At 72.9% G+C, this 13,820-nt stretch carries 12 protein-coding genes and 1 tRNA gene; 6 read left to right on the plus strand and 7 right to left on the minus strand.

Features of this window, described 5'->3' with window-relative positions; translation table 11 throughout:
- Positions 1 to 109: 109 nt before the first annotated feature.
- Both ABZ805_RS15840 and asnB read right to left on the minus strand, forming a co-directional pair.
- The gene (locus ABZ805_RS15840) at positions 110 to 1,906 is read right to left on the minus strand and encodes an endonuclease/exonuclease/phosphatase family protein (RefSeq protein ID WP_358440159.1); all 1,797 of its coding nucleotides are present in this window, start codon (positions 1,904 to 1,906) and stop codon (positions 110 to 112) included.
- Between the two features lie 342 nt (positions 1,907 to 2,248).
- Positions 2,249 to 4,111 (minus strand): asparagine synthase (glutamine-hydrolyzing), encoded by a 1,863-nt coding sequence (gene asnB / locus ABZ805_RS15845; protein WP_358440161.1) that lies wholly within the window; start codon positions 4,109 to 4,111, stop codon positions 2,249 to 2,251.
- A gap of 364 nt (positions 4,112 to 4,475) precedes the next feature.
- Between asnB and ABZ805_RS15850 the strand changes: the two genes are divergently transcribed.
- Positions 4,476 to 5,435, plus strand: coding sequence for a hypothetical protein (locus ABZ805_RS15850; protein ID WP_358440163.1), 960 nt, complete (start codon positions 4,476 to 4,478; stop codon positions 5,433 to 5,435).
- A gap of 39 nt (positions 5,436 to 5,474) precedes the next feature.
- Positions 5,475 to 6,761, plus strand: coding sequence for a hypothetical protein (locus ABZ805_RS15855; RefSeq protein WP_358440166.1), 1,287 nt, complete (start codon positions 5,475 to 5,477; stop codon positions 6,759 to 6,761).
- A 522-nt stretch (positions 6,762 to 7,283) separates the two neighbouring features.
- Here the strand turns inward: ABZ805_RS15855 and ABZ805_RS15860 are convergent.
- The 4 genes from ABZ805_RS15860 to ABZ805_RS15875 all read right to left on the minus strand — a co-directional run bounded on the left by ABZ805_RS15860 (position 7,284) and on the right by ABZ805_RS15875 (position 8,676).
- Positions 7,284 to 7,371, minus strand: a tRNA-Ser gene (locus ABZ805_RS15860).
- A gap of 51 nt (positions 7,372 to 7,422) precedes the next feature.
- The gene (locus ABZ805_RS15865) at positions 7,423 to 7,656 is read right to left on the minus strand and encodes a CsbD family protein (protein WP_358440169.1); all 234 of its coding nucleotides are present in this window, start codon (positions 7,654 to 7,656) and stop codon (positions 7,423 to 7,425) included.
- Positions 7,657 to 7,732: 76 nt separating this feature from the next.
- On the minus strand, positions 7,733 to 8,170 hold the full coding sequence (locus ABZ805_RS15870; protein ID WP_358440320.1) for a nucleoside deaminase: 438 nt from the start codon (positions 8,168 to 8,170) through the stop codon (positions 7,733 to 7,735).
- Between the two features lie 17 nt (positions 8,171 to 8,187).
- Complete coding sequence (locus tag ABZ805_RS15875; RefSeq protein ID WP_358440171.1) at positions 8,188 to 8,676, minus strand: tRNA adenosine deaminase-associated protein; 489 nt, start codon at positions 8,674 to 8,676, stop codon at positions 8,188 to 8,190.
- A 136-nt stretch (positions 8,677 to 8,812) separates the two neighbouring features.
- Between ABZ805_RS15875 and ABZ805_RS15880 the strand changes: the two genes are divergently transcribed.
- On the plus strand, positions 8,813 to 9,784 hold the full coding sequence (locus tag ABZ805_RS15880; protein ID WP_358440173.1) for a prephenate dehydrogenase: 972 nt from the start codon (positions 8,813 to 8,815) through the stop codon (positions 9,782 to 9,784).
- 55 nt (positions 9,785 to 9,839) lie between these two features.
- Positions 9,840 to 11,039: a thiolase family protein gene (locus ABZ805_RS15885; protein WP_358440175.1), complete on the plus strand. Its 1,200-nt coding sequence runs from the start codon at positions 9,840 to 9,842 to the stop codon at positions 11,037 to 11,039.
- Between the two features lie 185 nt (positions 11,040 to 11,224).
- On the opposite strand, the gene ABZ805_RS15890 is transcribed toward ABZ805_RS15885, so the two are convergent.
- Positions 11,225 to 11,413 carry an antitoxin gene (locus ABZ805_RS15890; protein ID WP_358440177.1) on the minus strand — a complete coding sequence of 63 codons (189 nt, stop codon included), beginning with the start codon at positions 11,411 to 11,413 and terminating at the stop codon, positions 11,225 to 11,227.
- 305 nt (positions 11,414 to 11,718) lie between these two features.
- On the opposite strand from ABZ805_RS15890, the gene ABZ805_RS15895 reads away from it, so the two are divergent.
- The gene (locus tag ABZ805_RS15895) at positions 11,719 to 12,888 is read left to right on the plus strand and encodes a cytochrome P450 (protein ID WP_358440180.1); all 1,170 of its coding nucleotides are present in this window, start codon (positions 11,719 to 11,721) and stop codon (positions 12,886 to 12,888) included.
- A gap of 233 nt (positions 12,889 to 13,121) precedes the next feature.
- Positions 13,122 to 13,814 carry a TetR/AcrR family transcriptional regulator gene (locus ABZ805_RS15900; protein ID WP_358440183.1) on the plus strand — a complete coding sequence of 231 codons (693 nt, stop codon included), beginning with the start codon at positions 13,122 to 13,124 and terminating at the stop codon, positions 13,812 to 13,814.
- Positions 13,815 to 13,820: the final 6 nt, after the last annotated feature.

Consider the following 13,820-nt stretch of genomic DNA (forward strand, 5'->3'; position numbering starts at 1 on the left):
AGGACAGCTTTTTGGCTCGGGGCGGAGCCACTCGGGAAAAAGATCCCGCAGCGAGGGAACCGCTGAGGTTCCGCCACCCCACCCCCGAGCAACGGGAGCGGGAAGGCGGTCAAGGCCGAAGGCGTGCCAGTTGCGGGTCGTGGTCGCTGGTCTGGTCGGCGAACTCCGCGTTCACGTGCACCACGTCGTAGTCCACCCGCCCGACGCCCGAGGTGGTGAGCACGTGGTCGAGCGCCTGGGCGTTGCCCTCGTACACGTAGCTGTACCGCTCCACCGGCGGCAGCGCGTCGGCGGCGGAGGTCAGCAGCCCGCCCTCGGTCAGCGCGGACACCGCAGGGGAGAACCCGAAGTCGTTGAGGTCGCCGGTGACGACGACCTTCGCGCCCGGATCGATCGCGGTGAGCTCGCCGACGAGGCCGCGCACCAGCCGGGCCTGCGCACCGCGCTGCCGCTCCGAATCCCGCGCGGGCGGCTGGAACCGGCCGTGCAACGGCTGGTCGCCGCCCTTCGAGGTGAAGTGGTTCGCGACGACGAACACCTGCTCGCCGCGGAACGAGAACTCGCCGACCAGCGGCTTCCGGCTCGCCTCCCACGTCGGGTCGGCGGGCGCGATGCGGCCCGGGGAGGCGCTCAGCTCGGCGCGGTCCCCCGCGGGCACCGCGCGGACCGGCGTGACCGCGTCCCCGCCGGGACGGTCCACGAAGGACACCCGGGCCGGGTCGAACAGGAACGCCACCCGGATGTTGCCGCCCGGCTGCCCGCCGTCGGCGCCGTCCACCGGGTCGATCTGCCGCCACTCGTAGCGCGGGCCGCCCGCCACGGCGATCGCGTCCACCAGGCGGCGCAGCGTGCCACCGGCGGCGACCACCCCGTCGTCGGCGGCGCCGGTGTCGTCCTGCACCTCTTCGAGGGCGATCACGTCCGGGGATGCCAGGTTCACGGCGACGCCGCGGGCCAGCCGGTCGAACTTCGCCTGCTCGTCGGTGCCCGCGAGGTTCTCCACGTTGTAGGTGGCGACGGCCAGCTCGGCCGCGTCCTGCGCGCGGGTGACCTCCGGTTCGACGCCCACCGGCCGGTGCTCGCCGAGCGACGTCGCCGCCAGCAGGTAGCCGCCGAACCGGCTGTAGTCCAGCGGCCCCTCGGTGCGGCCCGCCAGCTCGTCGCCGACGTTCGCCGCCGGGACCGGCAGGCCCACCGGCTCCACCTTCAACCGGCCCGAGTTCGGCTCGTCGTAGCCGGTGTAGGTGGTGGTGCCGCGCTCGCCGGCCTGCTGCGCGGGCTTCGAGGTGACGGTCAGCGCGCCGTACGAGTCGGTCGGGCCCACCACGCGCGCGTCGGCGACGGAGACGTTCATGTGCTCGCGGGACTCGTAGAAGTCCAGCGCGAACCGGGCCGGATCCAGCGGCAGCGCGTCCAGCTCGCCGTCCGGTGCGTAGGCCTCCGGCACCGAGTCCGGGGTGATCGGCTCCGCCGCCGGGACGGGTGCGGAGCCGGTGACCTGCCAGCCGGCGCGGTTCAGCTCGGTCACCGACTGGTTCGGCGTGGTGTCCGGCTGCTCGCCGTCGCCGACCGCGTAGTACTCGGCGACCGTGCCGGACACGGCCACCACGTCGCCCACCGCGACCTGCGGCGGCTCGTCCGGGGTGTAGACGAACAGACCCTCGCTGGTGCGCGGATCACCGTCGGGTTCCGGGTCCTGGAACCAGAAACCCGGTGCGGTGCCCTCGGTCCGGACACCGGTGACCACGCCCGGCACCCCGCTGACCTGCTGCCCCAGCAACGGGGAGACGCGGCCCGCGCCCTGCATGTCGTGGATGCGCACCTCGGCGGCCGCCGCCGAACCCGGCAGCACCACCAGCACCCCGCACGCGGCCAACGTCCCGGCCAGCACCTTCGACGAACCCACCCGAACCCCCAGCGCTCGAACGATCACAGCGGCGCTCGACGCTACCGCGCCCAGGTGACGTCTCCACCGATTTCACCCGTACGCCGGGCAACACCGCACCGGACGAACAGCGCACCGCCCGACTTCGACACCACCCGGCGGTCTCGGCCCTTTCTCGTCAGTGGCGAAGCCGATGAGCGGCGACCCAGCGAGCAACCGGACTACCCGCGGGTTCTCCGCGTTCTCCTCGCGAGGACGGTGTTTTCGCCTGTGGCGGAGCCACCGGTGAAAACGGTCCCGCAGCGTGGAGGACGCCGAGGTTCCGCCACCCCACCCGCACGCAGCAGGAGGGACGACCGCAGTTCAGACCCGGATCTCCGGGCGGTGCTGTTCCAGCCAGGCGGCGATGTCGAGGGCTCGGTCCAGCTTCTCCCGCTCGTAGCCGGGGAGTTCCGCGGATGGCGTGCTCACCGTCGCGTCGAACCACTTGCGGTAGATGACCTGGAACATCGGGTGGTCCGGGTCGGCCAGCACCTCGCGGCCCATCGCCTGCAACTTCCCGGCGTAGCCCGGGTCCTGGGTGGACGGGTACGGGCTCTTCACCCGCTGCAGCACCGACTCCGGCAGCACGTCGCGGGTGGCGGCGCGCAGCAGGCTCTTCTCCCGGCCGTCGAAGCTCTTCATCGCCCACGGCGTGTTGAACACGTACTCGACCAGCCGGTGGTCGCAGAACGGGACGCGCACCTCCAGTCCGACGGCCATGCTGATCCGGTCCTTGCGGTCCAGCAGCGCCCGCAGGAAGCGGGTCAGGTGCACGTGGCTCATCACCCGCATCCGCGCCTCGTGCGGGTCTTCGCCGGGCAGCGGTTCCACTTCGGCGGCCGCGTCGCGGTAGCGGTCCTTCAGGTAGGTCATCAGGTCGATCCGGGCGTCCAGGTCCGGGTCGAAGAACTCCGACACCGCGGGCCCGCCCTCGTCCGCGGACATCTCACCGGCGGCGAACACCGGCACCATCCACGGGAAGATCTCGGCCTGCTGCGCCACCGGGTCGTGGAACCACGGGTAGCCGCCGAACAGCTCGTCCGAGGTCTCCCCGGACAGGGCGACCGTGCAGTGCTCCCGGATCGCCTGGAACAGCAGGTACAGCGAGGTGTCCACATCGGCCGCGCCGACCGCGAAGTCCTTCGCCGCCAGCACCTTCCGCCGCGTCACCGGATCGGCCAGCGCCGCGTCGGAGAGCACGATGTCCTGGTGCACCGACCCGACGTGCCGCGCCACGTCGTGCACGAACGGCGAATCCGGCGTCGCCCGCATGTCGTCCGGGCGGAAGTTCTCCGCCAGCCCCACGAAGTCCACCGAGTAGCTGCGCACCCGCTCGTCCCGCTCCGCCAGCCGGCCCGCCGACAACGCGGTCAGCGCGCTCGAATCCAGGCCGCCGGACAGCAGCACGCCCAGCGGCACGTCCGCGGTCAGCTGCCGCCGCACCGAATCGTCCAGCAGCTCGCGGATCGTGCCGATCGTCGTGTCGAGGTCGTCGGTGTGCTCGGCGGTCCGCAACGTCCAGTAGGTGCGTTCGCGCAGCCCGTCCCGGTCCACCACGACCAGCGTGCCCGGCACCACCTCGCGCATGTCCGCCCAGATCGCGTGCCCCGGCGTCTTGATGCCGCCGAGCAGCTCGTTCACCCCGTCCGCCGCGATCACCGGCCGCACGTCCGGGTGCGCCAGGATCGCCTTCGGCTCCGAACCGAACAGCACGCCGTCCCGGGTGCGCTGGAAGTAGAACGGCTTGATGCCCATCCGGTCGCGCACCATGACGAGCTTCTCGGCGCGGCCGTCCCAGATCGCGAACGCGTACATGCCGTTGAGCCGGTCGACGAGCTCCTCGCCCCACTCCAGGTAGCCGCGCAGCACCACCTCGGTGTCGCTGGACGTGCCGAACCGGTGGCCGCGGCCGCGCAGTTCTTCGCGCAGCTCCTGGAAGTTGTAGGTCTCACCGCTGTAGGTCAGCACCACCGGGCCGTCCGGGGTGTCCGCGCGCATCGGCTGCGCCCCGCCCTCGATGTCGATCACGGCGAGCCTGCGGTGGCCGAGCGCGACGTGCCGGTCCAGCCAGACGCCCGCCGCGTCCGGGCCGCGGCAGGCCATCGTCTCCGTCATCGCCGCCACGACGTCCCGCCGACGGTTCACGTCGTCCTCGAACGACACCAGTCCCGCGATCCCGCACATGTTCCGCGCTCCTCCGCCGACGCCTGCACCGACCCACCCCGCAGCATCCCCGCCGAAAACCCGGACATTCACCAAAGATCGGGGCTCTCCACAGCACCACCGCCGCCGATCCGGCGGCGAGCACCCGGTCGACGCGCTCGCCGGAACGGAGCAGTGCACCAGGGGCGGCGTCCCCGTTCGGCGGCGAACGCCGGTGCGCCGAGTGGTCCCCCACCACCGTCCGAACCCGTCGGACGCACCGAACGGACGAGCCCGCGACCTGGTCCGCGACGCAGCGAGTTTCGCTGGACCAGCGGTAGGGACGGGCCGCGCTGCCCGGAAGCATCCGTTGGCGGCGGCTCTTCTTCCACGCCCTGGAGGAGCATTGACGCATCCGTCCAACTGCGAACGTGCCGACGGCGAAACCTGCAAGTGCCGGTGCAACAACACCCGACACGGGTGGCCCGGCGCCGTTTCGCTGATCCGCGACCCCTCCCCCGACGCCCTCGACGACTTCCGGGAACGAGCCGACCGCAGGTGGGAGGCGGCCGAGCGCAAGGCCTCCGGGAACCGCTACCGCTCGACGATCGGGCACAAGCGCGCCGCAGTGGACACCGCGCGCGAACAGGTGCTCCGGGCGCTCCGCGCGGTGCACCGGAGCGCCGAGCCCCGTGCAGAGCAGCAGCGGCCCCCACCGGATTCGACGCCCGACGACGGAGCCACCGGGTCCGGTGCAGGACGGCGGGAATCTCCACCACCTCCGACGTCCGACGAGGAAGCCGACACCGCGGCCCGGGAACGGGCGGACACCGACCGGAAGCTCGCCACCGCCCGCACCGACGTGGACCGGGTCGAAGCGGTGGGCGAGCTGCTCGGCCAGGTCCTCGACCAGGTCGAGCGGGACTTCGGCCCGCTGGGCGCCGGAACGCGCGCGGCGATGGCGGAGCACTTCTGGTGCGAACTGCTCGTGCAGCTGGTCGTGGTGATCGAGGAGTCGAAGCGCGCCTGGGACGCGATTCCCCAGGTGGTGGGAAAACAGCTCGACAAGGTGGTCAACGCGGGCCGCCGCAAGATTCCCGCCAAGGTCGTCTCCGCGTGCGTGCAGCAGCTCTGGACCCGCCTCACCGAAGCGCTCGGTCTCACCGGGATCGCGCAGGCCACCGCGCTGCTGCCCGCGCTGCGGACGCTCGCGGTCGTGCTGTGCAAGTCCCCGCCCCGGCATCCGGCCGTGGTGCGGCACTGCCTGGACCCGCTCCAGGAGCTGCTGCTGGAGAAGGCGAAGGAGCGGTTGAAGCAGGCGTTCGGCGAGAGCCTGCTGCCCGAGATCCACGCCCGGCTCGGATAGCCGCCGGCCTGTCGGTGCGCTGATCTAGTCTCGCGCGGCGTGAGACCTGGATACGGATACGCGCTCGTGCTGCGGCCGGGCGAGCACCTGAGCCGCGGTGCGGTGAGCTGCCCGAGCGGCGAGTACGGCCTGGTGCACCAGCACGACGGCAACGTCGTCCTCTACCGGAACGCGGACTCGTTCGCGGTGTGGGCCACCGGCACGAACTACCAGCGGGGCGTGCTGCACTCGCCCGCGGCGTCCGATCCGGATTCGGCGTTCGGCCGCCCCGGCCGCCTGGCGCTGGAGGAGGACGGCGACCTCGTCGTCTACGCGCACACCGGCGAGCGGCTCTGGTCCACCGGCCCGCAGCGCGAACCGGTCGAGTCCCTGCTGGTCCACGACTGGGGCAAGATCGTGCTGAAGAACGCGCAGGGCCACGTGCTGTGGGAGTCGCCGCGCGCGCCGAAGCGCTGGGACGGCTGGAACTCCCCCGCCGACGCGCACCGGGTGCGGCGCGGGCAGTCGCTGCGGAACGCCTCGTTGACCTCCGCGAACGGCGAGTACCAGTTCGTCGTCGGCGAGGAGGACGCGTGCTTCCTGTCCCGGGTGGACGGTCCGGTGCTGTGGCACGAGCCGATCCGGCGGGGCGACGGGTTCGCGCTCACCGAGGACGGCGAGCCGCGCACCGTCCGGCCGGACGGCTACGCGCTACCCGGCATCGTCGGCCCGGCGCGCGACGTGCGCGCGGAAGCGATGCTGGTGACCGACGACGGGCGCCTCGCCCTGGTCGACGAGCACGACGAGGTGCTGTGGGCGCACGAGCCGCCCGAGCCGCCCGCCCGGCGCGCCCGCCCGCGGAAGCCGAAGCTCGCCGCCGGTTCCCCCGCGCTCCCCGGAACCGAGGCGATTCCGGTGGTGCGCACCGACTTCTCCGACGACACGGCCTGGGCGGCGACCGCGGCCCGCACCACCGCCGACTACTTCGAAGGCGACGAGCCGGACGACGAACCCTGGTCGGCGAACGTGATCCCGCTCGACGACCGCCGCTACGCCGGGCTCACCCCCGCGCAGCTGGCCGCCCTCGTCCCGGCGGAGTCGCACTGGCCGCTGCTCGTCATCGCCGATGCGCACGCCATGACCTCGCCCGAGCACGACGTGCTGGTGGTCAGCCTGCACGAGGACAGCTTCGGCGAGACCCGCCGCGCCACCACCGGCGCCCTCGTCGAGATGGAGATCAACCTGTCGATCGCCAACATGGACTGGGAGGACTTCGCGGGCGAGGAGGACTCCGGCCGCATCGAACCGATGAACGTCGAGAACCGCCCGCACCCGCCGAGCAGCTGACCCGGCGGGGCGTCGCGCCCGGCGGACCCGCCCGTTCTGCGAACCTCCCCGCGAGGCGTGTCCGTGTCTTGGCAGCGGCGAAGCCGATGAGCACCGACCACGCACGCAGAACGACCACCCGCGGGTTCTCAGCGGTCCCCTCGCGAGGACGGCGATTTCTCGTGTGGCGGAGAGCCACTCGTGACATCGATCCCGCAGCGAGGGGACCGCTGAGGTTCCGCCACCCCACCACCACGCGACAGAAGTAGCGGGCCACGGCGGTCAGCGGCGAAACGGCCGGTTCGCCGGGTACGAGCGGACTTCCACGACCCGGTCGTCGCGGACCACGAGGAACTCGATGCCGGTGGCGCCGTCATCCGCTCCGGGTCGACCCGGGATCGCGGTGCACGGCCCGCGGGCGGTCAGGAGGTCGCACCCCGACGGGACGGTGCCGGGAGCAGAGCCACCTCACCGTGCGCGGTGCCCCCGGAACCGGGCCCCGAACGCCGAAGAGCCGGTCCCCTGTGGGGACCGGCTCTTCGCTGGCGGTAGCGGTGGGATTCGAACCCACGGAGGCTCTCACCTCACGCGCTTTCGAGGCGCGCTCCTTCGGCCGCTCGGACACGCTACCGCCGACTAGGCTACTGCACGCCTGTTCGGCGCCTCAGGCGGGGGTCGGCGATCAGGAACCGCTGGACTCGCCCTCGCCGGAGCCCTTGAGCTTGTCCTGGACGTCCTGCACGGCGCCGGCGGCCTTGTCCTTGACGTCCTGACCGGTCTCCTTGACCTGGCCTTCGACCTGGTCGCGCTTCCCGGCGTTCTTCAGCTCGTCGTTGCCGGTGGCGTTCCCGGCCGCTTCCTTGGCCTTGCCGGTCCACTGCTGAGCCTGGTGCTTGGCCTTGTCGAACACGCCCATGGTGACTCCTTCCGCAGGGTTCGGTCACGCGTAGGAGTACCCACCATGATCCCGCATCACGCGCACGTGGTGCAGATCACCGGTGGCGGCCGAAGAAGCCTTCGAGCAGCTGCGCGCACTCGGCCGCGAGCACGCCGCCCACCACGTCGGGGCGGTGGTTGCTGCGGCGGTCGCGCACCACGTCCCACAACGATCCGACGGCGCCGGTGCGCGGCTCCCACGCGCCGAACACCAGCCGGGACACCCGGGACAGGACGAGCGCGCCCGCGCACATCGTGCACGGCTCCACGGTCACCGCGAGCGTGCAGTCGGCGAGCCGCCAGCCGTCGCCCCACTCCGCGGCGGCGGCGCGCAGCGCGAGCACCTCGGCGTGCGCGGTGGGGTCGGCGAGGTCTTCGCGGCGGTTGTGCGCGCGGGCCAGGATGCGGCCGTCGGGGGCGGCGACCACGGCACCGATCGGCACGTCGCCGGTGGCCAGCGCGGCGGGGGCGATCTCCAGCGCGGCGCGCACCAGTTCGGCGTCGCGGGCCGTCACTGGTCCAGCTTCTCCAGCACGCCCGCGAACTGGTCTCCGAAGCCGCAGCGCTGCGCGATCATCTCCAGCTGCTCGTCCGGGTACAGATCGACCTCTTCGATGATCACGAGGAGTTCGCCCTCGGGGAGGCCGATGTCGGACAGGATCGACAGGTTGCCCTCCGGCCACACCTCGTCGTCGTCCTCGTCGGGCGCGTCGGCGCGGAGCAGGTCCAGCACGTCCGCGGCGATGTCGTAGTCCAGGGCGGCCGCCGCGTCCGACAGCAGCAGGTCGACGCCGCCGGGAACCGGGCGGATCAGCACGAAGAACTCGTCGTCCACGTTGCACATGCCGAACACCGCGCCGGTCGAGCGCAACGCCCGCAACGCGGTGATCGTGTCGTCGAGCCCGCCCAACAACGAGCCCTCCAACGCACTGCACCGCCACCGGCCGTCCTCGCGAACCACGGCCACGGCGAAGCCCGCCTCCGGCTCCTGCCCTGTCATGCGGACAACGGTAGAGCGTGCAGGTGCCACCCGAAAGCACTATTGCGCGCTCGTGACCTTCGGCACCGCGAACGGGGGTGCACAACCGCACGACCGGGTGGCGCTGGGTCGCCGCGGGGTCGGGCAGGATGGACGCATGCGTGCCGTGTGCGTGATCGGACTGGGATTGATCGGTGGCTCGGTGCTGCGCGCCGCCACCGCCGCCGGACGCCCCGCCTGGGGCGCCACCGCGGGGGACGACGACGCCGCCGGGGCCCGCGGTGACGGGCACCGGGTGGAGAGCACCGAGGAGGCGCTGCGGCTCGCCGCCGAGCAGGACGCCCTCGTCGTCGTCGCCACCCCGCTGACCGCGGTGCGCGCCGTGCTGCGCGACATCGCCTGGCACGCGCCGGAGGTCCGGCTCACCGACGTGGTCAGCGTGAAGGACCCGGTGGACGCCGAGGTGCGCGGCCTGCTGCCCGGCGCGCGCTACGCGGGCGGCCACCCGATGGCGGGCACCGCGTCCTCCGGCTGGGCCGCCGGGTCGGCCGAGCTGTTCCGCGGCGCGCCGTGGGCGGTCGTCGTCGAGGAGGGCACCGCGCTGGAGGCGTGGCGGGACGCGGCCGAACTGGCGCTGGACTGCGGTGCGCACGTCGTCGCCACCTCGGCCGCCGAGCACGACGACGCCGTCGCCCGCATCTCGCACCTGCCGCACGTGTTCGCGAACGTGCTCGCCGCCGTCGGCGCGGACGGCGGGCCGCTCGCGCTGTCGCTGGCCGCCGGGTCGTTCCGGGACGCCACCCGGGTCGCCGCGTCCGACCCGGAGCTGGTGCGGGCCATGACCGAGGGCAACCGGGTGGCGCTGCTGGACGCGGTGGACGACGCGCTCGGCCGCCTCGGCGCCGCGCGCGGCTCGCTGGCCTCCACCGGGGCGTTGAAGAGCACCGTCGACGCGGGCTTCGCGGCGCGCGGCGAGCTGGAGCGGATCGGCGACCCCGACCGGACCACCGAAGAGGTGGCGCTGCGCGGGGACCGCGACCTGCGGAAGCTGCGGGAGCTCGGCGCGCGGGGCGGGCGCGTCACCGCGCTCGGCGAGAAGTCCGCCACCGTGGAACTCCCAGCGACCTGACAGCAACCGCGCCCGGACCTTCCACCGGCACCGCCGGTTCGGCCAGCATGGAGGCATGGCCCGCGCCTACGTCCTCGACGCCGCCCGCACCCCGTTCGGACGCTACCGGGGAGCGCTGTCCGGGATCCGCGTCGACGACCTCGCCGCCCTGCCGCTGACCGAACTGCTGCGCAGGCACGGGCCGGGCGGCAGCGGGCTGCTCGACTCGGCGCGCATCGAGGACGTGCTGTTCGGCAACACCAACGGTGCAGGCGAGGAGAACCGGAACGTGGCGCGGATGGCGGCGCTGCTCGCAGGCCTGCCCGCCACCGTCCCCGGCGTCACCGTCAACCGGCTGTGCGCCTCCGGCGGTGAGGCGCTCGTGCAGGCGGCGCGGGCCGTCAAGGCCGACGAGGCCGAACTGCTCGTCGCGGGCGGGGTGGAGGGCATGAGCCGCGCGCCGTTCGTGGTGCCGCGCGCCGACCGCGCCATGCCGGACCGGATGGAGGCGGCGTCCACCGCGGCGGGCTGGCGGCTGGTGAACCCGCGGATGCCGTCGGCGTGGACGGTGCCGCTCGGGCACGCCGCGGAGCGGACCGCGCTGGACCTCAGCATCACCCGCCACCAGCTGGACGAGTGCGCGCTGCGCTCGCACCGGCGGGCGGCGGCCGCGTGGGACGCGGGCCTGCACGACGGGTTCGCGTTCCCGGTGACCGCGCCCGACGGGGAGGTGGTGCGCCGCGACGAGTCGGTGCGGCCGGACACCGACCTGCGCAAGCTCGGCAGGCTCGACTCCGCGTTCTCCCCGGACGGGCCGGTGACGGTGGGGAATTCGGCGCCGCTGTCGGACGGGGCGCTGGCCGCGCTGATCGGCACCGAGGCGCAGGCCGAGCGGCTCGGCCTGCGGCCGTGGGGCGAGCTGGTGGGGTCGGCGAGCACCGGGACGGAACCGCACCACTTCGCGCTGTCCGCGGTGCCCGCGATCCGCGCGCTGCTGCGCAAGCTCGGCAGGACCGCGGCCGACGTGGACCTGTGGGAGATCAACGAGACCTTCGCGGCGGTGGTGCTGGCGGTGCTGGAGCACCTGCCCGGCGTGGACCGGGAGCGGGTGAACGTGCACGGCGGTGCGCTCGCCTACGGGCATCCGCTGGGGGCGTCGATGCCGCGGATCGTGCTGGACCTGTGCCGCCACCTGCGGCACCGGGGCGGCGGGCTGGGCATCGCGGCGGCCTCGGTGGGCGTCGGGCAGGGCCTGGCGATCGCGGTGCGGGCGTGACTTCCGCGCGGGCGGTTCCCGTCCCCGGGAATCCCGTCCTCGGGAACGGCCCCGGACGAGGGAGAGGGGCCGCCCCGCGCGCGTGCGGGACGACCCCTCTCCGGGGCGCTGCCGGCCACCACGCGGGCGGGACCACCCTCGCCAGGTCCCTCCGGTTCGGCTTCGGCCGCGCAGCGGAGCGCGAACTACTGCTGCGGCCCTGAGCCCTCGTTGCGGAAGTAGTCCTTGCCCTTCTCGGCTGCCTGGTCGATCTGCTGCTCGTGGCCGAACTTCTTCTTGACCGCATCACTTCCCTTGTCGATGCCCTGTTCGACCTTGTCGCTGTGCTGCTTGCCCATGTTCAACAGCTTGTCCTTGAGGCTGCCGAGTCCCATGACAGCTCCCTTCTGGCGACGTCTCAGGTGACACTCGAAGCTAGTCCTCCTGCGGGGTGAACGCGCGCCGGTCAAGACCGTCCAGGCAGGTCAGCCACTACGGGTCTGCACTTTCGGGTGACGAGGGGCGGCGTTGGGCCCGCAGCCGTGACGCACCGTCGCCGACACACGCGGGGCGCCGGCGCCCCACCGCACGGAGCACGCGGTCGAAGGCTCTCAGCGAAATCGCTCGACGGGGCTGAGCCGGCTCCGTACCGCTGGAACGGGAAGCGGTACGGCTCTTCGACCACCACGGGGGACGATTCATGATCACGAGCGAGCGTTGGGGACTGCCGGAATCGCAGTTCTGGTTGCGCGGCGAACGACCGGCGACCGCCGTCCAGCGCGACCCCGACACCGACGGCGCGCACGTGTACGGCCACGCGGAGGCGGTGAGCGTGCTCGGCGATCCGCGGTCCTATTCGTCGAACACGAGCAGGCTGCAACCCCAGATGCAGGAGTTCGTCGAGGGCGACCTGCTGCAGTGGGATCCGCCGGAGCACACGAAGTTGCGCAGGCTCGTCAGCCGCGCCTTCACCCCGAAGGTCGTCGCCGGGCTCGAACCGCGCATCGCCGAGATCACCCGCGAATTGCTCGACCGCGCGGGCGACCGGCTCGACCTGGTGGCCGACGTCGCCCACCCCCTCCCGTCGATCGTCATCGCCGAATCGCTGGGTGTGCCCGCCGACGAACGCGAGCTGTTCACGGGATGGGTCGACGTGGCGCTCGGCGGGACGGAGCCCGAAGGCTCCGACTCGGATCCGGAGCAGCGGACGCGGACCGCGGTGGCCATGTTCCGGAAGCTGCGCGACTACCTGACCGAGCACGCCGACGAGCGGCGCGCGCACCCGCGGGAGGACCTGCTCACGCGGCTCGTCGAGGCCGAGGTGGACGGCGTGCGGCTGACGCGCGCCGAGGTGGCCCACTTCGCGACCTCGTTGCTCATCGCGGGCCACCTCACCACCACGATGCTGCTGGGCAACACCGTGCTCTGCCTCGACGCCCACCCCGAGCACCAGGCCCGCGCTCGCGCCGACCGCCGCGTGCTGCCCGCCGTGATCGAGGAGTCGCTGCGCTTGCTGAGCCCGTTCGCCTCGGTCTCGCGGGTGACGACCGCGGAGGTGGAGCTGGGCGGTCGGCGCATTCCGGCCGATCGGCCGGTCTCGGTGTGGCTCGGCGCCGCCAACCGCGATCCGCGGCGGTTCCCGGACCCGGACGTGTTCGACCCGACCCGCGACCCGAATCCGCACCTCGGTTTCGGCCGGGGCGTCCACTTCTGCCTCGGCGCCCCGCTGGCCCGGTTGGAGGGCGAGGTGGTGCTCGGTCAGCTGCTCGACCGGTTCCCGGCTTTCGGCACGGTCCCGGAGGACCCGCCCCGCTTCCGCCGGCACCCGAGCTTGACCGGCGTGCAGCGGCTTCCGCTGCGCACATCCTGACCGCCTCCGGGCGATCACCGCGGGTGTCCGCGGTGATCACCCGGGCTCGGAAGTGGGCCGACCCCGTCCCGCGAGGGGCGCGACGCCGAGCCGGCGGTGGCGCTCCGCAGTCCCGTGAAGAGGCTTGCCCGCCGGCTCCCGGCAGGTCTAGCGTGACTTCGTGACCAGATCTGCGAATCCGGTCACGAAGTCACGAGACCGCACCGCCGCGCCCGGCGGAGGAGAGGACACCAGTGCCCCGCGACACCGCCCGAGCCGACCGGATCCTCGACGCCGCAGGGGAACTGCTGCTGCGCCACGGCTACCGGAAGGTGACCATCGACGACGTCGCCCGCCAGGCCGGCGTCGGGAAGGGCACCGTCTACCTGCACTGGAAGACCAAGGTCGCGCTGTTCCAGAGCCTGCTGGTCCGCGAGTCGGTCGCCCTGGTCGAGGACGTGCTGGGGGCGCTGCGCGCCGACCCGGACGAGGTCCGCCCGCACCGGTTGCTGCGGCTGGCCTACCTCGTGACCTTCCGCCGGCCGCTGGCGCTGGCGCTGGTCACCGGCGATACCGAGATGCTGGGGGCGCTCCGGGAGCGCGCCGACTCCGATCGGATGCAGGAGACCAACGAGCGCTTCTACTCGGTGCTCGCCGAGTCCGGGCTGCTGCGCGCGGACGTGCCCGACCTCGCCTACACGCTCAACGCCGCCGCGCTCGGGTTCTTCCTGGCCGACGACTACAAGCCCGCGGTCTCCGGCATCGACCGGGAACTCAAGGCCGACGCCCTCGCCCACACCATCCGGTACGCCTTCGAACCGCCGGAACGACCGGACCCGGCCGTGGTGCGCGCGGTCGCGGACCGGATCGACGCGCTGCTCACCGAACTGATCACCGACTACCGGGAGCTCTTCGACGCGTTGGACGCGGCGAACGCCTCCCGGTGATACCCG

Source organism: Saccharopolyspora sp. NPDC047091, from assembly GCF_040643635.1.
In the GTDB taxonomy this organism is placed as follows: domain Bacteria; phylum Actinomycetota; class Actinomycetes; order Mycobacteriales; family Pseudonocardiaceae; genus Saccharopolyspora_C.